24 protein-coding genes are annotated in these 26512 nt (G+C 56.5%); 8 read left to right on the top strand and 16 right to left on the bottom strand.

All coding sequences use genetic code 11. From position 1 onward, the window contains the following. The 7 genes from E1297_RS49305 to E1297_RS38140 form a co-directional block, all read right to left on the bottom strand. The coding region (locus E1297_RS49305; RefSeq protein ID WP_196223494.1) for an NADH-quinone oxidoreductase subunit A at positions 1-348 on the bottom strand (348 nt) is incomplete at its 3' end. A gap of 187 nt (positions 349-535) precedes the next feature. Further along, on the bottom strand, positions 536-1324 hold the full coding sequence (locus E1297_RS38165) for a crotonase/enoyl-CoA hydratase family protein (RefSeq protein ID WP_155147500.1): 789 nt from the start codon (positions 1322-1324) through the stop codon (positions 536-538). Positions 1325-1333: 9 nt separating this feature from the next. Beyond that, complete coding sequence (locus tag E1297_RS38160; protein ID WP_155147498.1) at positions 1334-2188, bottom strand: hydroxymethylglutaryl-CoA lyase; 855 nt, start codon at positions 2186-2188, stop codon at positions 1334-1336. 75 nt (positions 2189-2263) lie between these two features. Further along, entirely contained in the window at positions 2264-4222 is a 1959-nt protein-coding gene (locus E1297_RS38155) for an acetyl/propionyl/methylcrotonyl-CoA carboxylase subunit alpha (protein ID WP_244328035.1), read from the bottom strand. 281 nt (positions 4223-4503) lie between these two features. Then, positions 4504-6108 (bottom strand): carboxyl transferase domain-containing protein, encoded by a 1605-nt coding sequence (locus tag E1297_RS38150; protein WP_155147496.1) that lies wholly within the window; start codon positions 6106-6108, stop codon positions 4504-4506. Next, on the bottom strand, positions 6105-6581 hold the full coding sequence (locus E1297_RS38145) for a hypothetical protein (RefSeq protein ID WP_155147494.1): 477 nt from the start codon (positions 6579-6581) through the stop codon (positions 6105-6107). Before E1297_RS38145 ends, E1297_RS38150 begins: the two co-directional genes overlap by 4 nt. After that, positions 6578-8104 carry an AMP-binding protein gene (locus E1297_RS38140; RefSeq protein WP_155147492.1) on the bottom strand — a complete coding sequence of 509 codons (1527 nt, stop codon included), beginning with the start codon at positions 8102-8104 and terminating at the stop codon, positions 6578-6580. The genes E1297_RS38145 and E1297_RS38140 overlap by 4 nt, the downstream gene beginning before the upstream one ends. A gap of 136 nt (positions 8105-8240) precedes the next feature. On the opposite strand from E1297_RS38140, the gene E1297_RS38135 reads away from it, so the two are divergent. Then, positions 8241-8846, top strand: coding sequence for an OmpW family protein (locus E1297_RS38135; RefSeq protein WP_155147490.1), 606 nt, complete (start codon positions 8241-8243; stop codon positions 8844-8846). 53 nt (positions 8847-8899) lie between these two features. Here the strand turns inward: E1297_RS38135 and E1297_RS38130 are convergent, their stop codons facing one another. Continuing rightward, positions 8900-10063, bottom strand: coding sequence for an isovaleryl-CoA dehydrogenase (locus tag E1297_RS38130; RefSeq protein ID WP_155147487.1), 1164 nt, complete (start codon positions 10061-10063; stop codon positions 8900-8902). A 192-nt stretch (positions 10064-10255) separates the two neighbouring features. Here E1297_RS38130 and E1297_RS38125 point away from each other — a divergent pair, with 192 nt between their 5' ends. After that, positions 10256-11326 carry a Hint domain-containing protein gene (locus E1297_RS38125; protein ID WP_155147485.1) on the top strand — a complete coding sequence of 357 codons (1071 nt, stop codon included), beginning with the start codon at positions 10256-10258 and terminating at the stop codon, positions 11324-11326. Between the two features lie 4 nt (positions 11327-11330). On the opposite strand, the gene E1297_RS38120 is transcribed toward E1297_RS38125, so the two are convergent. Continuing rightward, positions 11331-12521 (bottom strand): DegT/DnrJ/EryC1/StrS aminotransferase family protein, encoded by a 1191-nt coding sequence (locus E1297_RS38120; protein ID WP_155147483.1) that lies wholly within the window; start codon positions 12519-12521, stop codon positions 11331-11333. Positions 12522-12560: 39 nt separating this feature from the next. Further along, positions 12561-13232, bottom strand: a complete 672-nt coding sequence (locus E1297_RS38115) for an HAD-IA family hydrolase (protein WP_155147481.1) — start codon at positions 13230-13232, stop codon at positions 12561-12563. Positions 13233-13366: 134 nt separating this feature from the next. Between E1297_RS38115 and glmU the strand changes: the two genes are divergently transcribed. From glmU to E1297_RS38095, 4 genes are read left to right on the top strand one after another with little or no spacing between them, the layout of a single operon-like run. Continuing rightward, positions 13367-14719 (top strand): bifunctional UDP-N-acetylglucosamine diphosphorylase/glucosamine-1-phosphate N-acetyltransferase GlmU, encoded by a 1353-nt coding sequence (gene glmU / locus E1297_RS38110; protein ID WP_155147479.1) that lies wholly within the window; start codon positions 13367-13369, stop codon positions 14717-14719. 3 nt (positions 14720-14722) lie between these two features. Further along, the gene (gene glmS, locus E1297_RS38105; RefSeq protein WP_155147477.1) at positions 14723-16546 is read left to right on the top strand and encodes a glutamine--fructose-6-phosphate transaminase (isomerizing); all 1824 of its coding nucleotides are present in this window, start codon (positions 14723-14725) and stop codon (positions 16544-16546) included. Between the two features lie 3 nt (positions 16547-16549). Then, entirely contained in the window at positions 16550-17092 is a 543-nt protein-coding gene (locus tag E1297_RS38100; protein WP_155147474.1) for a pyridoxamine 5'-phosphate oxidase family protein, read from the top strand. Further along, on the top strand, positions 17064-17777 hold the full coding sequence (locus tag E1297_RS38095) for a DNA alkylation repair protein (protein ID WP_209016247.1): 714 nt from the start codon (positions 17064-17066) through the stop codon (positions 17775-17777). Before E1297_RS38100 ends, E1297_RS38095 begins: the two co-directional genes overlap by 29 nt. Here the strand turns inward: E1297_RS38095 and E1297_RS38090 are convergent. Then, positions 17774-18139: a hypothetical protein gene (locus E1297_RS38090; protein ID WP_209016246.1), complete on the bottom strand. Its 366-nt coding sequence runs from the start codon at positions 18137-18139 to the stop codon at positions 17774-17776. The two genes, E1297_RS38095 and E1297_RS38090, sit on opposite strands and share 4 nt — an antisense overlap. Positions 18140-18280: 141 nt before the next feature. On the opposite strand from E1297_RS38090, the gene moaA reads away from it, so the two are divergent. Both moaA and E1297_RS38080 read left to right on the top strand, forming a co-directional pair. Next, on the top strand, positions 18281-19288 hold the full coding sequence (gene moaA / locus E1297_RS38085; RefSeq protein ID WP_155147470.1) for a GTP 3',8-cyclase MoaA: 1008 nt from the start codon (positions 18281-18283) through the stop codon (positions 19286-19288). A 1-nt stretch (position 19289) separates the two neighbouring features. Then, positions 19290-20588, top strand: a complete 1299-nt coding sequence (locus E1297_RS38080; protein ID WP_155147467.1) for a 3-deoxy-D-manno-octulosonic acid transferase — start codon at positions 19290-19292, stop codon at positions 20586-20588. A 62-nt stretch (positions 20589-20650) separates the two neighbouring features. Here the strand turns inward: E1297_RS38080 and E1297_RS38075 are convergent, their stop codons facing one another. From E1297_RS38075 to E1297_RS38055, 5 genes are all read right to left on the bottom strand, one after another. Then, positions 20651-21814, bottom strand: a complete 1164-nt coding sequence (locus E1297_RS38075) for a M20 aminoacylase family protein (protein WP_155147465.1) — start codon at positions 21812-21814, stop codon at positions 20651-20653. A gap of 22 nt (positions 21815-21836) precedes the next feature. Beyond that, positions 21837-23000: a M20 aminoacylase family protein gene (locus E1297_RS38070; protein ID WP_155147464.1), complete on the bottom strand. Its 1164-nt coding sequence runs from the start codon at positions 22998-23000 to the stop codon at positions 21837-21839. 17 nt (positions 23001-23017) lie between these two features. Continuing rightward, positions 23018-24184 (bottom strand): M20 aminoacylase family protein, encoded by a 1167-nt coding sequence (locus E1297_RS38065; protein WP_155147461.1) that lies wholly within the window; start codon positions 24182-24184, stop codon positions 23018-23020. 57 nt (positions 24185-24241) lie between these two features. Continuing rightward, a complete protein-coding gene (gene argE / locus E1297_RS38060; RefSeq protein ID WP_155147459.1) occupies positions 24242-25408 on the bottom strand; it encodes an acetylornithine deacetylase in 1167 nt (388 codons plus the stop codon). A gap of 5 nt (positions 25409-25413) precedes the next feature. Then, the coding region (locus E1297_RS38055; RefSeq protein WP_155147590.1) for an ABC transporter ATP-binding protein at positions 25414-26512 on the bottom strand (1099 nt) is incomplete at its 5' end.

Below are 26512 nucleotides of genomic sequence, written 5' to 3'. Positions count from 1 at the left end.
CCCCTTCTTCCACTCATAGGCAAAGCCGATGGTCAGCACTGCCAGGAACACCATCATCGACCAGAACCCGACATCGCTGATGTCACGGAAACCGACTGCCCAGGGAAACAGGAAGGCAATTTCCAGATCAAAGATGATGAAAAGAATCGAGACCAGATAGAATCGGACGTCGAATTTCATACGCGCGTCATCAAACGCGTTGAAACCACATTCATAGGCGCTGACTTTTTCGGGGTCGGGATTGCGAACAGCAAGCACGACAGCAGCCAAAATAAGGACAAGGCCAAGGCCTACGGCAACGGCCAGAAACACCAGGATCGGGAGATATTCCCGCAACAGGTCTTCCACGAGTAGCTCCTTTCCTGCGCCCCCATCATCTGGATGCGCCGTCAATTGGCGTGTTGACTGGACATTCTGTATCCGTGTGGGGTCTGAGGGTCAACAGAACACAGGCGCAAAGAGGTGGAATAATCCGTTTGTGACAACCGCAAAATTCACCGCAGTTTCCAGTTCACCGTTAAATTAGGAGATACGGCTAAACCTTACTATTCCATACAGGTTTTCGTTTATCGAAGAATGCGCCGATTCCTTCCTTCGCCTCATCTGTTTCCCATCTGTCAACTAGTGCCTTGATGGTATGATCAATCAAGTCGTCGTCAATAGTGGGACCCAGTGTTCTGACCAGTTCTTTCGCTGAAGCAACCGCTCCGGGTGCACAGGAAAGATAGGGTAACACCTCTGCCTCAACTGCCTCTGCAAGAGCCTCGGCAGGCACGGCTTTTGCCAGCAGTCCCAAATCAACCGCTTCTGTCGCGTCAAACAGTCTGGCGGACATAAAGACGCGACGGGCGCGTGCTTCTCCCATTCGGGCGACAACATACGGGCCGATTGTAGCCGGGATCAGGCCCAAGCGCGTTTCGGTCAGGCCCATTTTCAGGCTGTCGACGCCAATGGCCACATCACAAACCGAGGCCATCCCAACCCCGCCGCCGAATGCATTGCCCTGCAAAGCACCAATCAGGGGTTTCGGCAGTGTGTTCAACGCCTGTAACATCTCGGCCAGTTTACGCGCTTCGACAAAGCGTGTCGCAGGATCCGCGGCCATCTGTGCCTGCATCCACCCCAGATCACCACCGGCACAGAAACTTTTGCCCGCACCGGTCAGGACAACTACCCTTACTGCCTCATCTTCGCCGAGCTGCCTTGCGGCCTGCGTCAGTTCTGCAATCATCTGTGCTGACATGGCATTGTGCTTGTCCGCGCGGTTCAGCGTCAGCGTTGCCACGCCGCGCGCGTCCGTTGCCAGGGTGATTGTTTCAAACATGCTTGCCTCTTAATTCGATCGCATGGCACGCGCCAGTTCCGCGGCCTCTTCCAAAACCGCCATATCCAGACCGGTTTCGTAACCCAAACGCTCCAGATGTGACGCAACCGCTTCGGTCGCCACATTGCCCGCAGCGCCTGGTGCATAGGGGCATCCCCCCAATCCGCCGACCGCCGCATCAAACACACGAACGCCCAGCGCGAGAGATGCGTCGATGTTATCGATGGCACGGCCATTGGTATCGTGGAAATGGCCAGCAAGCCGTGTCACAGGTACCCGTTCGCGAACAGCCAGCAGCATTCGGGCAATCGTGTCGGGTGTACCCTGTCCGATCGTGTCCCCCAACGAGATTTCGTAGCATCCGCGCGCAAAAAGCATATCGGCCACTTCGGCAACTTTATCGGGCGGTGTTGGTCCGTCATAGGGGCAGTCCGTCACACAGGATACGTAACCCCGAACCGGCAGATCAATGTGACGTGCTGCTTCGAGTATCGGAACGAAACGCTCGATCGATTCAGCGATTGTGGCGTTGATATTGGCTTTCGAGAATCCTTCGGATGCCGACGCAAAGATGGCGATCTCATCAGCCCCGGCTGCCAAAGCATCTTCGTAACCGCGCATGTTCGGGGTCAATGCCGCGTAACGCACCCCAGATGTACGATTGATACCGGCCAGCACCTCGGCACTGCCCGCCATCTGCGGTACCCACTTTGGCGAGACAAAGCTGGCCACCTCAATTCTGCTGAACCCGGCGCGGCTCAGGCAATCGACCAGCGCCACCTTTTCGGCCACCGGAATTTCACGTTTTTCGTTCTGCAGTCCATCTCGCGGACCAACTTCAAAAACCTCAACGCGTTCACCCATGGCCGTCCCTTTCCCGGATTTCAAATTCTATGCTTCACAGCACCACAAGCTGCTGCCAGGCGACAAGCAGAAAGATCATTCCTCTTCCAGACGAACCAGTGCCGCCCCGGCCTCAACCTGTGCGCCAGCTTCTGCGAGAACCTCGGCAACGACACCGTCACGCGCAGCCAACAAAGAATGCTCCATCTTCATGGCTTCGAGAATGGCAAGGCGATCACCTTCTTTCACCGCTTCTCCGGCAGTGGCAAAGACCGCCTTCACCAAACCGGGCATCGGTGCCTCAACCACATTCGTATCGCCTGCTGCACTGGTGTCCCGATCCAACGGATCGGCGAACCCAAGCACCTGACCGTAACTGTCGAACACCGTAATTTCAGAGCCGGACACAGCAACATTTGGCATCGGAGTTCCGTCGAGGCTCCAACGCCCATTGGTTCTTTCCGCAACCACAGTCTCGGGACCGACCTGCCAGATCTGCCGTTCAGGGCTTTCAACCTGAACATCCAGATCGACGACCTCACCACCCTGCATCAATTGGACGGCACGATGCAGCGGGGCCCAAAGTGTGAAACCGCTTTCTTCATCTGGATCGTCCAGTTTCAGGGCAACCATGGCCGCGGCCACCAGCGAACATGGTGTCACTGATGCCTCCTGAACCAGATTGTCCAGGTCTCGTCCGATCAGACCCGTATCCACATCACCTGATGCAAATCCCTGATGCCGTGTCAAAGCACCGAGGAAAGCAAGATTGGTCACCGTACCCGCGACCTCGGTATGCTTTAGCGCTCGATGCAGCGACTCCAGCGCGACTTCACGTGTGGGCCCATGAACAATCACTTTGGCGATCATGGGGTCATACCAGGGGCTAATCGCGTCTCCTGCCCTGACGCCACTGTCAGCACGGCAATAGGATGGAAACTGCAGATGAGTCAGCGTACCCGTTGCAGGTAAGAACCCTTTGGGCACGTCTTCAGCATAAAGCCGAGCTTCGAAAGCATGGCCGTTGATCGACAGATCCTGCTGCTGCTTGGGCAGGCTTTCACCGGCTGCAACGCGCAATTGCCACTCGACCAGATCGACACCGGTGATGGCTTCGCTGACGGGATGCTCGACCTGCAGGCGTGTGTTCATCTCCATGAACCAGAACCGATCCGGGCGCAGTCCTTCCGAGGCATCCACGATGAACTCCACCGTACCTGCCCCCTTATATCCAATGGCCTCTGCCGCGCGCACGCCTGCCAGCCCCATCGCTTCACGCATCTCAGGCGTCATTCCGGGTGCCGGTGCCTCTTCGATCACCTTCTGGTGTCGACGCTGTAGCGAACAATCCCGTTCGAACAGATGTACGGCATGGGTGCCGTCGCCAAACACCTGCACCTCGATATGGCGCGGTTTGGCCACAAATTTTTCAACCAGAACCGCATCATTACCAAACGCGGTACGAGCCTCACCACGTGCGCTGTCCAGCGCAGCGGTAAAATCCTCGGGCTTTTCAACAAGCCGCATTCCTTTGCCGCCGCCGCCAGCGACGGCCTTGATGAGCACGGGATAGCCGATGGTAACTGCCGCGCCCGACAGATGTTCCGGGTCCTGATTATCGCCATGATATCCTGGCACTACGGGCACCCCTGCCCGTTCCATCAGAACTTTCGCGGCATCTTTTAAACCCATCTTGCGGATCGCATCCGCCGATGGCCCGATGAAGGTCAGCCCTGCAGCTTCGACGGCATCAACGAAATCAGGATTTTCAGACAAAAAGCCGTAGCCGGGATGAATTGCACGTGCGCCGGTATCCAGTGCGGCTTGAATGATCACGTCGCCACGAAGGTAACTGTCCGCGGGGGCCGCTCCTCCAATATGGACCGCCTCATCTGCGATCTGCACATGCTGTGCCGAGGCGTCAGCGTCTGAATACACAGCAACGCAGGCGACTCCCATCTTCTGAGCCGTTTCCATTACTCGGCAGGCAATCTCACCCCGGTTGGCAATCAGGATTTTGTTGAACATCAGATCATAACCTCTTCTGTTGCCCATATTAGGTGAAGTTCCTCAGGAGCTATCCCTTCCTTATTCCATTCAGCGAAAATGCTTCCGAAGGGAGTGCAAGGTCTACCAGTTAGGCAATTCCTCGTGGACGCAACCTGACCGTCTGTAGAATTGCGGCCCAGCTCTTTGATTGTCGCAGATTTACCTGCAATTGATATCTGCATTCCAATCTCAGGTACGCCGTCAATTTGCGTCAAACTAAGAATCAAGCCAGGCCTGTTAGGCAAATGCCAAGCGTCCTCGATCAATCCGCGAAACGTAGTCATTTCTCACATCCTGAACACGCCAAAGCGTGTCTCCTCGATTGGCGCATTCAAGGCTGCATTCAGTGATAGCGACAGCACATCCCGGCTTTTGCGAGGATCGATAATTCCATCGTCCCAAAGTCGGGCTGACGCGTAGAGAGGATGCGATTGCTCTTCAAACATCTCCAGCGTGGGGCGTTTGAATTCGGCCTCTTCCTCGGCAGACCAGGAGCCACCTTGCCGCTCGATCCCATCACGCTTGACTGTAGCCAGAACACCCGCCGCCTGTTCACCGCCCATGACCGAGATGCGAGAGTTGGGCCAGGTCCACAGGAACCGCGGCTGATACGCACGACCGGCCATGCCGTAATTCCCCGCACCAAACGATCCGCCGACCAGCATCGTGATCTTAGGCACATTCGTCGTGGCTACAGCCGTCACCATCTTGGCACCGTGCCGTGCGATACCTTCGTTTTCGTATTTCCGCCCGACCATGAAGCCGGTGATGTTTTGCAAAAACACCAGGGGGATTTTGCGCTGCGAACACAGTTCGACAAAATGCGCGCCCTTCTGTGCCGCTTCCGAGAATAGGACGCCATTATTGGCAATGATCCCAACCGGGCAGCCTTTGACATGGGCGAAGCCGGTCACCAGCGTTTCACCAAACCGGGGCTTGAATTCGTCAAAGCGCGAGCCATCGACCAGCCGTGCGATCACTTCGCGAATATCATACGGCGTGCGCAGATCAGCCGGGACGACGCCAAGAATTTCCTCGGGATCATAGGCCGGGTCTTCGGGGCTGGCCCAATCCACTGTCTGCGGTTTGCGTCGGTTCAGCGATCCAACCGCACGACGCGCCAAGGCGAGCGCGTGAGCGTCATCCTCGGCCAGATAATCCGCTACACCGGACAGGCGGGTATGGACGTCACCACCTCCCAGATCTTCGGCGCTCACCACCTCACCGGTTGCAGCCTTGACCAGAGGCGGACCGGCCAGAAAGATGGTGCCCTGTTCTTTGACGATAATCGTCACATCGGACATTGCGGGCACATAGGCGCCGCCCGCTGTACACGACCCCATGACCACCGCGATCTGAGGGATGCCTTTCGCACTCATCCGTGCCTGATTGTAAAAGATGCGGCCAAAGTGGTCGCGATCCGGAAAGACCTCATCCTGATTGGGCAGGTTCGCGCCGCCGCTATCGACAAGATAAATACAGGGCAGGTTGTTTTCCTCGGCAATCTCCTGCGCGCGGAGGTGTTTCTTGACCGACATCGGGTAATAGGTGCCGCCTTTCACAGTGGCGTCATTGCACACCACCATGACCTCCTGCCCCTGCACGCGACCTATACCCGCGATGACACCAGCAGAGGGTGCAGCGTCCCCATACATCCCGTGCGCCGCCGTTGCGCCGATTTCGAGGAATGGAGAGCCCGGGTCCAATAGGTTCGCCACCCGTCGACGAGGCAGCATCTTGCCCCGCGATTCATGCCTTGCGCGGGATTTCTCGCCCCCACCCATCCGAGCTGCGTCGGCTGCATCAGAGATTTGCGCCAGCGCGTCGAGATGGGCCGCGCGGTTTGCCTTGAAGCCCTCGGAGGCGGGCATGGCTTTGGATGTGAGTTTCATTGCTTATCCTCCAAGGTAAGTCGCTGTAGATAACGCCATTGCACCCAATCTCCTGTCGTCAAATAGATATCGCACCACATATCTAAGGGGATTCCTTCAACGGGAGACGCATCGCAAACATCAAAGACGTCTTCACTCAATTCTGAGTACTTACGTTCATAATTTCGCGCGGCCCAACTTGAACCTTCGATTTCTTGAGGCAAATCGTTTTTGATTGCAGTCGAAAGAGAAACAATGTGCGCGGAAAGATTAGATAGGCATTGCAATCGTTTATCTTCAGCTCGACCTGTAGTGCAGTATTCAATAGCAAGATCTGCACAGTTGATATCCATGACCATGCCGTTCGAGGACTGAGTTAGCTGGGCACAACCGTTAAACCACTCCAAGACATTTATCGGCGTGGGAGCGATTTCAGCGACTGCCTCGCCTACGTTAGCGAGGCACAACGGAATGATAATCAGCAGATGCTTCATGGAGCCCTCTCCGCCGCTGCACGCATCTTCAATTCCTTCCGGATCACTTTCCCGGTCACGGTCATCGGCAGTTCCTGCAGAAATGCCACCTCGCGCGGATAGGAGTAATGCGCCAGACGGTCCTTGACCCAATCCTGCAACTCACGCTCCGCCGTTTTGGCTCCCGGTTTCAGCACTACGTATGCCTTGACGATTTCGGTCCGTATCGGGTCAGGCTTGCCGACCACACCCACCGTCGCCACCGCCGGGTGGGTCAGCAGGCAATCCTCGATCTCCGCCGGGCCGATACGATAGCCGGCCGAGGTGATCACATCGTCATCGCGACCAACAAAGCGCAGGTAGTCGCCCTCCCACACGCCGCGGTCGCCAGTGATTAACCAGTCACAGCGGAACTTCTCGGCTGTAGCTGCAGGTCGGTTCCAGTATTCCAGCAGCATTGAAGCGGAGCCGCGCCGGATGGCGACGTCGCCCTCTTCACTCGTCGGAACACCATCCTCGTCGATCACCGCAACCTCATGCCCAGGCACCGGCTTGCCGATGCAGCCGGGTTGGACCGGAAAATCCTCAGCACAAGACGACACGACCATGTTGCACTCGGTCTGGCCATAGAACTCGTTGATCGTCAGACCAAACGCTTTCTCGCCCCAGGCCAGCATCTCCGCGCCCAGTGGCTCACCGCCTGATGCAACCGAGCGCAGACCAGAGATCGACTGATCTGCAGCTTTGAGCATTCGAAGGGCAGTGGGAGGGAAGAACACATTCCGCACGCCACCACGCGCGATCACATCGGCACAGGCATCGGGCGTGAATTTCTCCAGTCGGGCCGCCACGACGGGAACGCCCAGCGCCAGTCCCGGCATCAACACATCAAACAGCCCGCCGATCCAGGCCCAGTCGGCCGGTGTCCAAAGGCAGTCCCCCGCCTGTAAGTGGTTGTGGCTGATGGAAACGCCGGGCAGATGGCCTGTCAAAACCCGATGTCCGTGCAGGGCACCCTTTGGACTGCCAGTAGTACCGGAGGTGTAAATCAGAACCGCAGGATCTTCGGGACCTGTATCTGCGAAGTCTATCGCATCACCATCTTCACCGATCTCATCTACCATCAGTGGCTCAGCCAGAGCGCCAAGCAGAGCGGCTCCTTCCGGGTCGGTCAAGACCAACCGAACACCGGCATCACCCAGACGGGATGCCAGCGCGTTGTGTTTGAACAGCTTGAACAGGGGCACTGAAATTGCGCCGATCTTCCAGATCGCTAGATGCGCCGCCGCACACCACGGCGACTGACTAAGCAACACACCGACGCGATCACCCCGCTGCAGTTTACGCAATAAAGCCCTCGCGATCCCGTCGGTCATTCGGGCGAGTTCGCCATAAGTCACTCGTGCCTCATCAGAACCGGTCAGATCCACGATCGCTATCTGATCCGACGGGTGCGAAAGGCACTGCTGCGCCATATTCAGCCGAGCTGGGATGTCCCAGCCACCCTCAGGGCGCAAACCCGGTATGATCTTAGCGGGACGCATAGCGTTTACCCCATATTTTACAATTACTTGAGCGTCCTTGGATATATCGGCCAATCACTGAAACTTGATGCAGATCAGAGTGTGCAGGCACGCATCCACTCAAAAAGAAGTCATCAACAAATTCAAAGGCCAGATGATGACCAATAAACTCGCCGCTTTGACTCTTTCCACCGCGCTTGTTGCGCTTGCTGTGCCCGCTTTCGCTCAGAACCAGGGTGATTGGACCGTTGGTGTCGGTGTTGGATACCTCGACCCTAAATCCGACAATGGGACGCTGGCAGGCCTGAACGCTGACATCGACTCGGATACCCGTCCGATCTTCACCGCCGAGTATTTCATCCGTGACAACCTGGGTATCGAGCTGCTTGCTGCGACCCCGTTCAAGCACACAGTCACACTGGGTGGAAGCACTGAGGCTGGCACTGTCAAGCACCTGCCGCCCACCTTGTCGCTGAACTATCACTTCCCGACCAACAGCGCGTGGAAGCCCTACGTAGGTGCCGGTCTGAACTACACCGTCTTTTTCGACGAGCAGTCGCCGCTGGGTGATCTGAAGGTCGACAATTCTTTCGGCGTCTCGCTGCAGGCCGGTCTGGACTATATGGTCACTGACAAAGGCGCAGTCCGTCTGAACGTCCGCTGGTTCGACATCGACTCGGACGTCACGCTGAACGGCAACAATATCGGCAAGGCCGAAATTGATCCGTGGCTGGTCGGCGTATCCTACGTCCATCGCTTCTGATCCCTCGATACAAGCGCCTCGCAGTTCCCTCGTCTGCGAGGCGTTTTCTTTTCTCAGAGCATTTTGTTCATCAACTCGCGCCCGATCAGCATCCGGCGAATTTCGCTGGTTCCGGCGCCGATTTCCATCAGCTTGGCATCACGGAAAATCCGGCTGACCGCAGCGTCTGACAGGAACCCGGCCCCGCCCATAGCCTGAACAGCCTGATGTGCCTGTGACATCGCTTGTTCCGAAGCATACAGACAGCACGCTGCCGCATCCTGACGGGTTACATCACCCCGATCACAGGCCTTTGCCACTTCGTATACGTACGCCCGGGCCGAGTTCATCGCAGTATACATGTCCGCGATCTTGCCCTGCATCAGCTGGAAGGTCCCGATGGGTTTGCCGAACTGCTTGCGCTCGGCCAAATAGGGCATGATCTCATCAAGGCAGGCAGCCATGATCCCGGTTCCGATCCCGGCCAGAACGACTCGTTCATAGTCCAGCCCGGACATCAGAACGGCCACGCCCTTACCCTCTTCCCCCAGTACATTTTCGAACGGCACTTCGACGTCTTCGAAAATCAGTTCAGCCGTGTTGGAACCGCGCATACCAAGCTTGTCGAAATGAGGCGAGGTGGAGAAACCCTTCATTTCTTTTTCAACAAGGAAGGCTGTGATCCCTTTTGAACCGGCATCCGGGTCGGTCTTGGCATAGACGACCAAAGTGTCCGCGTCGGGTCCGTTGGTAATCCAGTATTTGTTGCCATTGAGGCGGTAGTGATCATTGCGCTTTTCAGCACGCAGCTTCATCGACACGACATCGGATCCGGCCGAAGGCTCGGACATCGCCAATGCGCCCACGTGTTCGCCTGAGATCAGTCGCGGCAAGTACTTTTGCTTTTGCTCTTCGTTGCCGTTCAGTTTGATCTGATTCACGCAGAGATTCGAGTGAGCACCATATGACAGCGAAACCGAAGCAGATGCGCGAGCGACTTCCTCAACCGCAATGGTGTGAGCCAGATATGACATCCCTGCCCCGCCATACTCTTCAGGCACCGTGACGCCCAGCAACCCGAGATCGCCCATTTCTTTCCAAAGCTCATTGGGAAAGGCATTTGTTTGATCGATCTCGGCCGCCAGCGGCTTGACGCGTTCCTGCGCCCAGCGGTGCACCATCTCGCGCAGCGCGTTCACATCCTCACCTAGATCGAACTTCATCGTGTCCGTGAACATCTGCGCTCTCCTCTTCGCCTTTAATGAACACCTGTTCAAATAACCTGTCACAGAGTCCGTGACGGGTCAAGACAGACCGCGCAAAACGAGCGCTAACCACAAGCGAAGTTTCGGCTTGAACACATCTTATTTCTGACACATCACCCCTCTAACCGACTACGGCTGTTTGTTTTTTTGAAAGTGAGTGAAAAGATGCCGCCAACCAATGTGATTATAAATGGCGACTTTAATAACGGCAGTGCAAATTGGTCCGGAACAGATATCGAGGCCAACTACACCGAAGGCGCGTATCTGGGAAATGGCTCATCGAACCGCGTGGCAGAGATTGACGGCAACTCTGGTCAGACAACGGTTATGGAGCAAACCTTTACGATCACCGACCCCAGTTCGGGAAGGTTGACGCTGGATACCGCACTACGCACAGCCTCGAACAGCAATGCGGGTCAGGAAGGGTTTGTTGTCGAGATTCTGGACAGCGGAGGCAATGTCATCGCTTCAATGACCGTTCTGCCCACGACGAACAGTTTCCAGAGTATTTCGCTGGACGTCAATTTCCCTAGCGCCGGTGACTACACGCTGCGTTTCACAGAGCTGGGGCTAGATGACAGTCTTGGCGCTATCGTCGACAACATCAAACTCATCGTCTGTTTTTGCCAGGGAACGCAGATCGAAACCGAATTCGGTGAACGTCCGGTCGAGACCCTGCGCATAGGTGACATGGTCATGACGCAGAATGGCCTGAAGCCTCTGCAGTGGATTGGAAAACGATCACTAAACGCAACAGATCTGGCAATACATCCAAAGCTTCACCCTGTCAGAATCGGTGTCGGGGCTTTGGGAAACGGGTTGCCTAACCGAGACCTTCTTGTATCGCGCCAACACCGGATGCAGACCTCGTCCGTTGTTGCCAACCGCATGTTCGGCACGCCGGATGTGCTGGTGTCAGCGATCAAACTTACCGAATTACCGGGGATCGAGATCGATCAAGGGCTTGAGAGTGTGACCTACTATCACCTGCTGTTCGACGCACATGAGATCATCTTTGCGAATGGCGCACCTAGCGAGAGCCTGCTGCTTACTGATGCGGCCTTGTCCTCGGTAACCGAGGAAGCAAGAGCCGAAATCGAATTGTTATTTCCCGACCGACCCAGAGTCAACGCACCGCATTCACAACTGCGGATCCCACATGGAAAGCAGCAAAAACGCTTTGTGGAGCGGCTGAGCAAAAACAATAAGCCGTTGTTAGAGTTCGAAAGCGCCTAAAGGCTCAGGACTGGTAGACCGCACCCACCTCCGCACGAATGATACGTGCAATCAGTCGGCAATCGTCCAGCGAGAATGTCAGCGGAACGCGCATGTCCATGATGCCTGCGAGAATGCGGTCGCTCTCAGGCATCTGCTCGGATTCGGCGTAGCGCCAGCTATCATAGCGTGAGGTAAATCCATTTGGTTCAGCCCCGCCAAACCACTTGAGCTCAACGCCGCGCTCTGCGCATCGACGAATAACATCAGCGATGCGCTCGGGCGACCAGCCAAGCAACAGGAATTGAATAGAGGATCCGACATAGGTTTCCTCTTCCGGTCGTTCGGCGATCGTCAGACCCGGCGTTCCGCGCAGGCCCTTTTCAATCTCGACATACCGTTCATTCCAACGCTGAACTTGACGATCTAGATCACGCAGTTGCGGCCGAAGGATCGCCGCGCGCAGGTTATCCATTCGCCCTGACACGTTTGGCGTGGTGTATTTTATCCTTTCAAACACTTCAGGGCCCGGGGCGGCCAGGTGACGTTCGTACAGCATGTACGACCCTGACAACATCGTTGCCTTAGCCGCCAACTCATCATCGTCGGTGATTAGCAACCCGCCCTCGCCCGAGTTTACGTGCTTATAGGTCTGGCAAGAATAACATCCGATGGCACCCTGACGACCCGACAACTGACCGCGCCACGCAGCACCCATCGTATGCGCGCAATCTTCGATCACGATTACTCCGGCCGCATCACACATCTGCATCAGGCGATCCATGTCACACAGATGCCCGCGCATGTGGCTGAGCATCAGGACTTTGGCCTGCCCCAGCTTGGCCTCCAAATCATCCAGATCGATGGTCAGGTTTTCAGTCACGCCGACAAAGATCGGACGAGCCCCAACTGAGGCGATAGAACCCGGCACTGGCGCCAGGGTGAACGCGTTGGTCAGAACTGGATCGCCGGGCTGAACCCCAACCGCTCGCAGTGCCGTTGCCAGCGCGTATCCACCAGAGGACACCGCCAGACAGTACTTGGCACCCATCTGGGCTGCGAATTCCTGCTCGAGCAGAGCTGTTTCGCCCAGCTCACCGGGCAGAACATTGTAGCGATGCAACCGCCCGTGGCGCAGCACGGCCATTGCGGCCTCGATAGCCTCTTCCGGGATGGGTTCCTGTTGGGTGAAGCTGCCAGAAAACGTTTCAGTCATAATGCTGTTGTGGGTCCGCGATGGGTTCGGGTCAAGGGATCACGCTGCCGCACCGATCAGGTCGGTCACAAGCTCTGGCAGGTCGTCAAAGTGATGTAGCAGCGCTTCGGGCTCCAGCGCCGCCATATCGTCACCCGACGGGCCGAAGGTCACCAGAACCGATGGAACGCCGGCAGCTTTTGCGGTGTTTCGGTCGGTATCGGAATCTCCGATCAGAACGCACAGATCCGGATGCCCACCAGCGCGCCGCGCTGCCTCACGCAGAGGTTCCGGGTCGGGTTTGCGAACAGGCAGAGTATCGGCACCCACCAGAGACGCGAATTGATCCCGCACCCCTAACCGCGTCAGCAGCAAATCGGCCAGCCCCTCGGGCTTGTTGGTGCAAATACCGACGCCATATCCCGCACCCCGAAGAATATCGACGGCTTCGAGTGCACCGGGATAGAACCGCGTGTGCGTATCTATCGCCTTTGAATAAGCCTCCAAAAGCATCGGGTAATACTCGAAAACCGTATCTTCAGAATACTCTCCAACACGCTTCAGACCATGTGTCAGCATCATTCTGCCACCGCGCAAGGCGACTGCAGCGTCCTGCCCGTCGATTAGAACATCCCCATGCCCCATATGACGAAAACAGTGGTTTGCAGCTGCCAGCAAATCCCCGGATGTATCCGCCAAAGTGCCGTCCAGATCAAAGATGACCGTGCGCATTTTTTCTCCTTGCTCGGCAGGTTTCCGCCATGTCGTGTTGCAAACGGCAATCTTGTTTGATGCCCGAACCGCTTGCGCCTTTGCCCTCAGCGGATAAAACGGACGGCAACAAAACACAAAGAGAAAACGATTTCATGAGTATTGCCCTTGTCATCCTTGCAGCCGGAAAAGGCACCAGGATGAATTCGGATATTCCAAAAGTACTGCACCCGATTGCCCAGGTACCTATGCTGGTTCATGCGATGCGCGCAGGTGCAGTTCTGTCGCCCGAGCAAACTGTCATCGTAACAGGGCACGGTGCCGAAGCAGTCGCCAAGGCGGCAGCAGCCGAGGACGACATCGCTCAGATCGCAGTTCAGGAAGAGCAGTTAGGCACCGCGCATGCTGTCGCGCAGGCACGTGATGCACTGAAGGATTTTGAGGGCGATATCGTTGTGCTCTATGGCGACACACCGTTCCTGCAGCCCGATACACTTGAACGGATGGTTGCAGCACGGTCCGACAACGATCTGGTCATTTTGGGATTTCAGGCAGCAGATCCAGCCCGCTATGGGCGTTTGGTCATGAAAGGTGAAACGCTGGAACGGATTGTAGAATTCAAGGACGCCTCGGAAGAAGAACGCGCCATAACACTCTGCAATTCAGGTCTTTTGGCGTGTGATGCAAAAACGCTGTTCTCCCTGATCGATGCGGTTGGCAACGACAATGCGTCGGGCGAATATTACCTGCCTGACGTTGTAGAGATCGCCAGCAATCGTGGCCTCAAGGTTACCGCTGTTGCCTGTGACGAAGCGCAAACACTCGGCGTGAATTCCCGCGCTGATCTGGCCGTTGCGGACGCGGTATTCCAGAGCCGCGCAAGGGCCGAGTTGCTGGATCTGGGTGTTACGATGATGGCGCCGGAAACCGTCTATCTGGCTGCGGATACGGTAATTGGCCGTGATACTGTCATTGAGCCAAATGTTGTGTTTGGCCCGGGTGTAACCGTTGAAAGCGGTGCAACGATCCGTGCATTCTCGCATCTAGAAGGGTGCCACGTCAGCCGCGGCGCGGTCGTTGGCCCCTATGCCCGCCTGCGTCCCGGTGCGGAACTGGCCGAGAACGCCCGCATCGGGAACTTTGTTGAGATCAAAAACGCTGAGATCGCCGAAGGGGCAAAGGTCAATCACCTTAGTTACATCGGTGATGCGACGGTTGGCGCGGCGACAAACATCGGCGCTGGTACAATCACCTGCAACTATGATGGCGTGATGAAACATCAGACCACCATTGGCGAGAAGGTGTTTATCGGCTCGAACACCATGCTGGTCGCGCCTGTCACTATCGGCGACGGTGCGATGACGGCGACCGGTACTGTGGTGACTCGTGACGTGGAACCGGACGCGCTGGCCGTAGCCCGCGCCAAGCAGGACAACAAACCCGGTTATGCACGTAAACTGTTTGATATGTTGAAGGCGAAGAAGGCTCGCCGCGACAAAGGAGCCTGATCCATGTGTGGTATCGTCGGAGTTCTTGGACAACACGAAGCAGCCCCAATTCTGGTTGAGGCACTGAAAAGGCTGGAATATCGCGGCTATGACAGCGCGGGCATTGCGACAGTAAATTCGGGCGTCCTGGGGCGTCGCCGGGCGGTTGGTAAGCTGGTCAATCTCAGCGACCTTCTGGTCCATGACCCCCTGCCCGGCAAATCCGGGATCGGTCACACCCGCTGGGCGACCCACGGCGCGCCCTCGGTCAACAATGCGCACCCGCACAAGGCTGGCCCTGTGGCTGTTGTGCACAATGGTATTGTCGAAAACTACCGTGATCTGCGTGACGAGTTGTCCGAAAACGGTATAAATTTCGAAACCGATACCGACACTGAAACTGTCGCCCTCATGACTGCCCACTACTTGGACTCCGGGTTTTCGCCGGTTGAGGCCGCGTTCAAAACCATCGACAAATTGCAAGGTGCCTTTGCGCTGGCGTTTCTGTTCGACGGAGAGGACGACCTGATCGTCGCGGCCCGCAAAGGCTCGCCTCTGGCCATTGGCCATGGCGATGGTGAGATGTTTGTGGGCTCGGATGCCATTGCGCTGGCTCCGCTGACCAACCAGATCACCTATCTGGAAGAAGGTGATCGCGCTGTTCTGACCCGTACATCTCTGGAAATCCGGAATGAGGCGGGTGAGCTTGCAAACCGCGAAAAGCGCAAGATCAAGCTGGACCATGCGCGGGCCGATAAGGGTGAACATAAACACTTCATGGCCAAAGAGATCGCGGAACAACCGGTGGTAGTTGCCGAAGCGATCCGGTCTTACCTGCCAACCGGCGGCGATCAGGTTGTACTGCCCGATACGGATTTGGATTTCACCAAACTCGACCGTCTCACCATGGTGGCCTGTGGTACCGCCTTCTATGCCTGTCTGACCGCGAAATACTGGTTCGAAAAACTGGCGCGGATGCCTGTCGAAGTCGATATCGCCAGCGAATTCCGCTATCGCGAACCTCCGATCCCCGAACGATCACTGGCTCTGTTCGTCAGCCAGTCGGGCGAGACTGCGGATACGCTTGCCGCGCTGCGGTATTGCGAAGGCAAAGCTGACAAGATCGTGTCGGTCGTCAACGTTCCTGAAAGTTCGATTGCGAGGGAAAGCGATATTGCCTTGCCAATCCATGCAGGCGTTGAGATCGGTGTGGCCTCGACCAAGGCCTTCACCTGCCAGCTGAGCGTGCTGCTTATGCTTGCTCTGAAAGCAGCGGCAGATCGGGGTACACTGACTGATGAGGAGTTGGCTGATCACGCGGCTGCCCTGCGTGGGCTGCCTTCGGTGCTAAATACCGCGCTGGACCAAAACCGCGCCATTCGCAAATCCGCCCAACGCCTCAGTGAAGCGCGGGACGTTCTGTTCCTCGGTCGTGGTCTGATGTTTCCTCTGGCGATGGAAGGAGCGCTGAAACTCAAGGAAATCAGCTACATCCACGCCGAAGGTTATGCATCAGGCGAATTGAAACACGGACCGATTGCCCTGATCGACAAACATATGCCGGTCGTCGTCATGGCCCCTCGGGATGAGGTCTTTGATAAGACCGTGTCAAACATGCAGGAGGTTATGGCGCGCAAAGGCAAAGTCATTCTTGTTTCCGATGACGATGGTATCGCAGAGGCCAAAGATGGTGTCTGGAGCACTATCAGAATGCCGCACGTTCATCCCAGCCTCGCCCCGATCCTGTATTCGGTTCCGGCTCAGTTGCTGGCCTATCACACAGCCGTCGCCAAAGGCACCGATGTGGACCAACCCCGCAACCTTGCGAAATCCGTTACGGTGGAGTGACCCATGGCTAAACAGTTCCCGCAGCTTGACCCGCCACATCAAAAGTTCATCGAAGAGCAGCACATGTTCTTCGTCGGCACTGCCGGAACAGACGGGCGCGTCAACATCTCGCCCAAGGGGATGGATTCACTGCGGGTTCTAGGGCCCAACCGAATTGTCTGGATGAATCTGACTGGCAGCGGGAACGAAACCGCTGGTCATCTGCTTGAAGTCAATCGCATGACGCTCATGTGGTGTTCTTTTACGACGCGGCCACTGATCCTGCGGGTTTACGGTTCCGCCCGTACAGTTCATGCGGTGGATAAGGATTGGGCGGAATTGGCCGAGCATTTCCCGAGCCATCGCAGTGCGCGACAGATCTATGACCTAAATGTCGATCTGGTTCAGACCTCTTGCGGCTGGGCAGTACCCTTTATGGAATATATGTCCGAGCGGGACACGATGCAGCAATGGGTTGATGGTAAGTCGGATGATGACTTCCGAACTCATTGGGCTGAAAAGAACCATCAGACGATTGATGGCAAGCCCACAGGCATCCGGGTCTGATCAGACGATGCTCGACGTTTATCTCGATCAGATCAAAGCCCATGCCGATGCAGAACGCGCCGAGCAGCTGGCGGCGTATCATAAGGTGGAACGACCATATCTGGGTGTCGCCAACCCCGTTTTGAACGACCTGACCAAAGCCTGGCGACAGGAGTTGGACGTTCCTGCCCGTGTCGAATTGGCCAGTGCCCTGTGGCAGACCAACATTCATGAAGGGCGGCTTGCTGCGGCTAAACTGCTGACGCAGGCCAGAATTCGCCCGGATGAAGCGGTCTGGGAACTGTTGCAGAGCTGGGTACCGGATTTCGATGCTTGGGCAGTGGCGGATCACGCCTGCATGGCGATGCAAAAACGTCTGAGCGCGGACCCGCAGCGCCTCGATCAGATCGAGGACTGGACCAAATCGGATCACATGTGGACACGCCGCGCTGCATTGGTAGCCACCCTGCCCTGGACAAAACAGAACCACCCGAAACCCGATGACCTGCAACGGCGTGATCGCATCCTGGGCTGGGCCGCCGGATATGTGCCCGACCGGGATTGGTTCATCCAGAAATCCGTTGCCTGGTGGCTTCGGGATCTTTCAAAACACGATCCCGAACGCGTCCGTGCATTTCTGGCAAAGCATGGCGACGCGATGAAGCCTTTCGCTCGGAAAGAAGCAGGCAAGTACCTGAAGGACTAGTTGGAATAGACTTCCAGCTCGACGAGTTCGTCAAAGGGTATCAACAAGGCCCGCATTGCATCCACCGACAACCGGCTGCCGCCCCCTTCAGGGCCTTGAACGGGAACCAAAGTGATATAGGCCTGCGCACCGGTTTTGGGCACCACAACACGCGCAGTCACCTCTGTATCTACCAATGGGGTTTCCAACCACCGACCGCCCTTGTTGGGGTCCCCCAACCCGGCAATCGTCGTTTTGGCGCCTGTCCAGCCAACACTGGCAGCCGAAGCAGGCTGTGGCTCTACTGCGTCTTCAACCACCGTGGGTTCAGCTTGGGCAGGCTTGTCTGACCCGCCAAACACACGATCTGACGCCGACCGCACCGTATCGCATCCCGCAAGCAGAACGCATGTTACCAATAACGCATTTCTCATACCCGAAACCTATCGCCCTGCGCGCATCTGCACCAGCCAAAAGCGTAGTTCACACTTGCCGCTGACCAGTCGCCGCTTTACCTATGACGCATGACCGCTCCGCTTATCGACCCATTTGCACGTGCAATCACCTATCTCCGCGTCTCTGTAACGGACCGCTGCGACTTTCGCTGCGTCTATTGCATGTCGGAAAATATGACCTTTCTGCCCAAGAAAGAGCTGCTGACGCTGGAAGAGCTGGATCGCATGTGCTCGACCTTTGTGAAGATGGGAGTTGAAAAACTCCGCATTACTGGCGGTGAACCTCTGGTGCGCCGCAACATAATGACGTTCTTCAACTCCATGACCCGGCATCTGGAAAGCGGTGCTCTCAAAGAATTGACACTGACCACGAACGGATCACAGCTCTCACGTTTTGCCGATGATCTTTATGCCGCCGGTGTTCGTCGTGTGAATGTTTCGCTGGATACGCTTGACGAAGACAAGTTCGCCAAAGTCACGCGCTGGGGTCGGCTGAAGCAGGTACTCAACGGCATCGATGCCGCTCAGAAAGCAGGGCTTCGGATCAAGATCAACGCCGTTGCCCTAAAGGGGTTCAACGAAGAAGAATTGCCCCACATCACCGAATGGTGCGCCGAGCGTGACATGGATCTGACATGGATCGAAGTCATGCCTATGGGGGACATCGGCAACGAAGACCGGCTGGACCAATACTGGTCCCTCAAGGATGTACGCGCCGAGTATGAAAACCATTATCAGGTCACGGATCTGGCAGAGCGCACCGGCGGTCCCGCGCGCTATGTCCGCCTGGAAGATACAGGGCAGAAGATCGGTTTCATTACCCCGCTCAGCCACAATTTCTGCGAAAGCTGCAATCGCGTTCGTCTGACCTGTACCGGTGAGCTTTATATGTGTCTTGGTCAGGAAGATATGGCAGATCTCCGCGGGCCTTTGCGTGATTATCCCGATACGGAAGAACCGCTCGAGAATGCGATCCGGGCTGCGATCAACCTCAAGCCCAAGGGGCATGACTTTGATTATTCCCGCCAGTCGGTCGACGGTCAGATGAGCCGTCATATGAGCCATACAGGCGGCTGAAATGTCAGATCAGGATGGCCGACCCACGCTGCTGTACCAGCTGTACTGCGGCCTGACCTCTGTACTGGCACCCCTGGCATGGCGCACTGTACGCAGCAAGCTGGAAACGGCTGGCGTTTCAAATGATCGCCAAAGAGAGCGCCTTGGGTATGCCACCCTGCCCCGCCCGAACCAAACGCTGATCTGGTTTCACGCAGCCAGCGTCGGAGAGAGCCTTTCGGTCCTCAGCCTGATCAAACGCCTTGGTCAGCGTCTGCCAGATGCAGAATTCCTGATCACATCAGGCACACCAACTTCTGCGGCGTTGATCGAAAAGCGTATGCCGCCGCGCACGCGCCACCAATACCCGCCGCTGGATACGGGCGGCCCCGTTCATCGTTTTCTGGAGCATTGGAGACCTAACGCTGGCATCTTTGTTGAAAGCGAGATCTGGCCAAGACTCATTGTTGAAAGCGCCAATAGCGGCACACCGCTCGCGCTGCTGAATGCCCGGCTTTCTGAGAAATCAGTGGAAGGTTGGAAAAAACGCCCCAAAACGGCGCGATACATATTGGATCATTTTCAGCTATTCCTGACGCAAAACGATAGAACCGCGACCAATCTGATTGCAATGGGTGCCCCGGCGGACCGGGTACATCCCGGCACGAACCTCAAGGCTATGTCTGACCCATTACCGGTGGATGAGGCGACGTTGGCCGATATTCGACGTCAGTTGGATGGACGACCCGTGTGGATCGCCAGCTCGACCCATGCAGGCGAAGAAGAAACGGTTCTCGCGGCCCACAAGGAACTGCTGAAGCTTTGGCCCAATTTGCTGCTGCTGCTGATCCCACGCCACCCTGAACGGCGTGATGAGGTGACTGGGCTTGTAAGTACCGCCGAATTATCTTTCGCGCTTCGCAGCAAGGGTGATGAGATCACCGCAAACACACAGGTCTATGTTGCGGATACGCTTGGAGAAACCGGCACATGGTACGCGTTGTGCCCTGTCGTGTTCCTTGGCGGATCGCTTAAGGAAATCGGAGGCCACAACCCGTTCGAACCAGCGCAGGCAGGTGCCGCAGTCATCACCGGGCCGGGCTATTACAACTTTGCTGAAACCTTCGCCCCGCTGGTCGAAGCCGGAGGAGCGGTCGAAGTTCAATCAAGCAAGGAACTGACAGATGCAGTGGCCCATTGGCTATCGGATGACGCTGCACTGATCGACGCCAGAAACGCGGCGGGCGCTTGTGTGAATACCCAGAAATCAGCACTCGATGGTGTCATTGATGCGTTATGCAAGAAACTCGACCTGAATTAGAAAGCCCGGCAACTTCATCAGTTACCGGGCCTGAGTACTGAGGTGAATCCCGCCCCAGATGGTTATGCAGCAGGCATCCGCTGCTCGACGATTTCAGCCCACCAGCTGCACCCGGCGGGGATCGCCTCGTCATTAAAGTTGTATTCCGGGTGGTGCACCATGGCCGTGTCGCCATTGCCCACCAAAATATAGGCACCCGGACGCTCCTCGAGCATGAATGCGAAATCCTCGCCCCCCATAACCAGAGGTGCCTCTTCACATTCACCTGCGACCGAGCGGGCAACATCCGCTGCGAAGTCGGTCTGGTCCTCGCTGTTCACCATGACCGGATAACCGCGGATATAAGTGACATCAGCTGTACCGCCAAAGGTCGCTGCGATACCGTTGCAGATTTCGTTGATCCGCTGTTCGGCAAGATCGCGCATATCTTTGCTCATCGTACGCACAGTGCCTTTGATCTGCACTTTTTGCGGGATCACGTTGAACGCCTTAGACGAGGTTTCAAACGAAGTTACCGAGACGACGACCTGATCGATTGGGTCAGCATTACGCGATGCAATGGTCTGCAGCGCCAAGACAGCCTTGGCTGCGATAATTGTCGTATCCACCGTCTCGTGAGGTTTGGCTGCGTGACCACCGCGCCCTTCGAACGTGATATCGAACTGGTCAGTGGCGGCAAAGAACGCCCCCGGGCGGATCGAGAAGCTGCCAACCGGTTTACCCGGCCAGTTGTGCATTCCATAGACTTCCTGAATGTTCCAGCGGTCCATCATGCCGTCTTCGCACATCTCGCGACCACCGCCGCCACCTTCTTCGGCGGGCTGGAAGATCACAACCACAGTCCCGTCGAAATTACGGGTCTCGGCCAGATACTTTGCTGCCCCCAGCAGCATCGCAGTATGTCCGTCATGGCCACAGGCGTGCATTGCGCCTGGCGTCTTCGATGCATATTCAACACCGGTCGCCTCGTGGATCGGTAGGGCGTCCATATCCGCACGCAGACCAATCACCTTGCCCTTGCTATCGGATTTTCCCTTGATAACGCCCACAACCCCTGTGCGGCCAATTCCGGAAACAACCTCATCACAGCCGAATTCCTTCAGCTTTTCCTCAACCAAAGCGCTGGTGCGGTGGGTTTCGAACAGGATTTCAGGGTTTTCGTGAATGTCTCGTCGCCATGCAGTGATTTCGTCCTGTAATTCGGCAAAGCGGTTCTTAACTGGCATCTCTTCTCTCTCCTAATTCAGTTCAAGCCGCCGGCATGCGGCGCTCAACCATTTCTGCAAACCACGAGCACCCGATCGGGATGATTTCGTCGTTAAAATTGTATTCCGGATGGTGCAGCCCGGCGCTGTCTCCGTTACCCAAAACAATGAAGGCCCCTGGGCGTTCCTCGAGCATGAAAGAAAAATCCTCGCCCCCCATGACCATCGGCGCCTCGGCACAGCTGCCGCCCACAGAAATCGCTGCCTCTTCGGCATAGCCTGTCTGTTCCTCGGCGTTGATCGTGACTGGAACGCCGCGGGTATAGGTCACAGTCGCGGTTCCACCCATGGTGGTGGCAACACCTTCTGTGATCTCTGTCAGGCGCTTTTCGATCAGGTCGCGCATCTCATTGGAATGGGTGCGCACAGTACCCCGCACACGGGCAGATTGCGGGATCACATTAAAGGCTTTCGAGGACGTCTCTACAGACGTGACCGACAATACTCCTTGCTGGATCGGGTCAGAGTTACGCGACACAACTGTCTGCAAAGCAACAACAAGTTGGGACAGCATCACAGTGGTATCCACGGTATCGTGTGGCTTGGCTGCGTGACCACCATGACCTTCGAGATGAATATCAAACTCATCTGCCGCTGCAAGCAATGGGCCTGACCGAATGGCAAATTGGCCTGTCGGTACACCCGGCACGTTGTGCATGGCATAAACTTCCTGAATGCCAAACCGGTCCATCAGGCCATCCTTGCACATCGCTTCGGCCCCGTTCCCGCCTTCTTCGGCGGGTTGGAAAATCACGATCGCCGTTCCGTCGAAGTTTCGCGTTTCAGCCAGATATTTTGCAGTACCCAGAACCATAGCTGTGTGACCATCATGACCACAGGCATGCATGGCATTCGGCGTCTGCGAGGCATAGTCCAGACCGGTCTGCTCCTGCATCGGCAGTGCGTCCATATCAGCACGCAACCCGATAACGCGGCCCTGAGTGTCTGCCTTACCCTTGATCACGCCGACCACGCCGGTGCGACCAATACCGGTGACTACCTCGTCACATCCAAACGCGCGGAGCTTATCGGCCACCAAAGCGCTGGTGCGGTGTGTGTCATATAGAATTTCGGGGTGTTGGTGAATGTCACGCCGCCAGCCGGTGATTTCATCGTGCATTTCAGCGAGACGGTTCTTGATCGGCATGTCATTCTCCCCTGTGATTATGCCACTGGCATTCGTCGTTCCACCAGTTCAGCAAACCAGCTGCACCCGGCGGGAATCGCGTCGTCATCAAAGTTGTATTCCGGGTGATGGCACATCGCCGTATCCCCGTTCCCAATGAAGATGTAGGCTCCTGGCCGTTCTTCAAGCATGTAGGCGAAATCTTCAGACGGCATGATCGGATCAGTGTTGTCGTTGACTTTGCCCGCCACAGCCTCTGCCGCCTCGGCTGCAAACGCAGTCTCAGCATCTGAATTGACGGTAGCCGGATATCCCGGTGTCCAAGTCACCTTAGCTTCGGCACCAAAGGCTGAGGCCGTATCCTCGCCAATCCTGCGCACGCGCTCTTCTGCAATTTTGCGGTATTCGGGATCCAGCGTTCTGACAGTCCCCTGCAACCGGACCGTATGCGCAATCACATTTGATGCGACGCTGTCAGTTTCAAACGTGCCGACCGTCAGAACAACACGTTTGATCGGGTCAACCGTACGCGACACAACCGACTGCAATGCCACCACGATGTGAGAGGCGACAAGCGTTGTATCCACGGCATCATGGGGGGCAGCGGCGTGCCCACCTTTCCCGGTCACGACGATCTCGAATTCATCCGAGGACGCAAGCAGAGCTCCGGGCCGGATAGCGAACTCACCAACCGGAAGACCCGGCATGTTGTGCATGCCGTAAACTTCCTGAATCCCCCAACGCTCCATAAGCCCGTCCTGACACATTGCCAGACCGCCGGCTCCACCCTCTTCTGCGGGTTGGAAAATCAGAACGACCGTGCCGTCAAAATTCCGGGTCTCAGCCAGATATTGCGCGGCCCCCAACAGCATCGAGGTATGGCCGTCATGACCACACGCATGCATCTTGCCTGAAACGGTTGAGGCGTAGTCCAATCCGGTGGCTTCTTCGATCGGCAGCGCATCCATATCCGCCCGCAGCCCGACCACACGTCCCTTAGTATCAGTCTTGCCCCGGATAACAGCCACAACCCCGGTCTTTCCGATCCCCGGAGTGATCTCATCGACACCGAAGTCTTTCAACCGATCAACCACGAATGCAGCTGTCTCTTGAACGTCATACATCAGCTCGGGATGGGCGTGCAGATGACGGCGCCACTTGGTGATCTCGCCATGCATATCGGCAAGCCTGTTCTTCACGGGCATTGTTCGTCCTCCCTCAAGCTATTGCCTGAATCGAATGCTCAGGCGCTACGTCCCGGTTCAGCCGGTAAGCTTCTCCAGCAGACGTTCCATGAATTTTTGACCTTCGTTAAATTGTGCAATCGTAATGAACTCGTTGGGCTGATGGGCCTGTGCAATGTCGCCCGGACCACAGATGACGGCAGAATACCCGGCCTCCTGAAACTGTCCGGCCTCTGTACCATAGCTCACGACGTGGGTCGCGTTGTCACCGGTCAAAGACCGCACAAGCGCCTCAGCCTCACCATCCTGTTCCGGGACCAAGGCAGGTACCGCAAAGTTCTGAGAAATCTCGATGCGGGCTTCGGGGTGCACTATCTGCATACGCTCCTCGGCTTTCCGAACCTCTTGCAGATAAGCGCTTTCCCATTGCGAGGCTGCCTCTCCCGGCACCATGCGGAAATCCATCATGAACCGGCAGTCCTTGGCGGTGATGTTATGGGCCGTACCGCCTTGAATCATGCCCACGTGGCAGGTGGTCCATGGCGGGTCAAAGATTGCTGCGATATCGCTGGGTTCAGCGGCCATGTTTTGGGCATTCTGATCGTTGGCCCAGTCAATCAGAGGCGCGGCCTCCATGATCGCATTGACGCCGGTGTGCATAATCGAGCTGTGAACCTCGAACCCAACGATATGGGTATCGAAACCGATACCTCCTTTATGGCCGGTTACCGCCTGCATCATCGAAGGTTCGCCAACGACAACGGCTGAACCTTTGGGCAATACGTCCTGCATCGCCACGATCATCGGCGGTGCGCCGGTGCATCCGATCTCTTCATCGAAGCTGAGCGCCAGCTGGAGCGGGCGTTTAACATCAGCATATTGCGCCTCGACCAAAGCCCAAATGGCCAATGCATCGAAACCCTTCATATCGCAGGTACCGCGACCAAAGTACTTTCCGTCTTTCTCGGTAACGACAAAAGGATCGGTGTCCCACGGTTGACCATCGACCGGCACAACATCGGTATGCCCCGAAAGAACAACAGCACCCTCTTCCCACGGGCCGACATGGGCAAATATGGCGGCCTTGTGCGGTTGATCCGGATCAGGCCAGCGATGCGATTTGATCCCGTGGCTGTCCAGATACCCTTCGACCCACTCGACCAACGGCAGGTTGGTGTCGCGGCTCACCGTCGGGAACGAGATCAGCTTGGTCATGATCTCAAGCGGCGTCAGGCGGTTTGACATGGGTTTCAGTACCCGCTGTCTGTTGTCAGAATGAAATGACCCGGTTCCACTTCGTGATAGACCGAAGGCTCGGGCTCATATCCAATTGGATGAATTGGCGAAGGGATCGGCTTGAAATTCAGATCCTTTTCTGACTTTCGCTTATTGGGGTCTGCGATCGGAACTGCCTTCATCAAGGCCTGAGTGTACGGGTGTTGAGGATTCTCAAAGACGCGCGCACGCGGTCCCAACTCAACGATCCGGCCCAGATACATGACGCCTACATGGTGGCTGACACGTTCGACCACGGCCATATCGTGTGAAATGAACAGGTAACTTAGGCCAAGTTCGGACTGCAGCTCCATCATCAGGTTCAGAACCTGCGCCTGAACGGATACGTCCAGCGCCGAAACTGCCTCGTCCGCGATGATCAGCTTGGGATTCAGTGCAAGTGCACGCGCAATCGCGATTCTCTGCCGCTGACCACCGGACATCTCATGCGGAAAGCGCCGCATGAAGCTGCGCGGCAGGTGCACTTTGTCGAACAATTGCGCAACACGATCCTGAAGTTCCGTGCCCGAAGCGACGCCATAATTGCGCATCGGTTCTGCCACCTGATCTACCAGTTGCATCTGTGGGTTCAGCGAGGCGAACGGATCCTGAAAGATCATCTGCATGTCCAGACGGGCCTTACGCAGTCCGCCCTGATCCAACTTCATGATATCGACGCCATCCAGATCGACCTCGCCAGACATCGGCTCCACGAGGCGCAGAATAGAACGGCCTGCTGATGACTTCCCGCAGCCGGATTCACCGACCAAACTCAGCGTTTGTCCCTTGTTCAAAGTGAACGAGACATCTTCGACCGCGTGCACATTGGAAATCGTACGGCGCAGCAAACCGCCTTTGACCGGAAAGCGCGTCGTCAGGTTTTTGACCGTCAGCAGAACCTCTTCGGTGCCGGGGATTGGCGCGATATTCTGGCCTTCGACGCCCAACAGCTTCATTGGTTCAGGCGCGGCCTTGCCTTGCATTTCACCAAGTTTCGGAACCGCAGCCAGCAGCGCTTTGGTATAGTCATGCTGAGGGTTCTCAAAGATTTCTTTGACCGACCCCTCCTCGACC

It is taken from the genome of Roseibium sp. RKSG952, from assembly GCF_009711355.1.
This window is presented reverse-complemented; position numbering and strand designations above follow the sequence as displayed.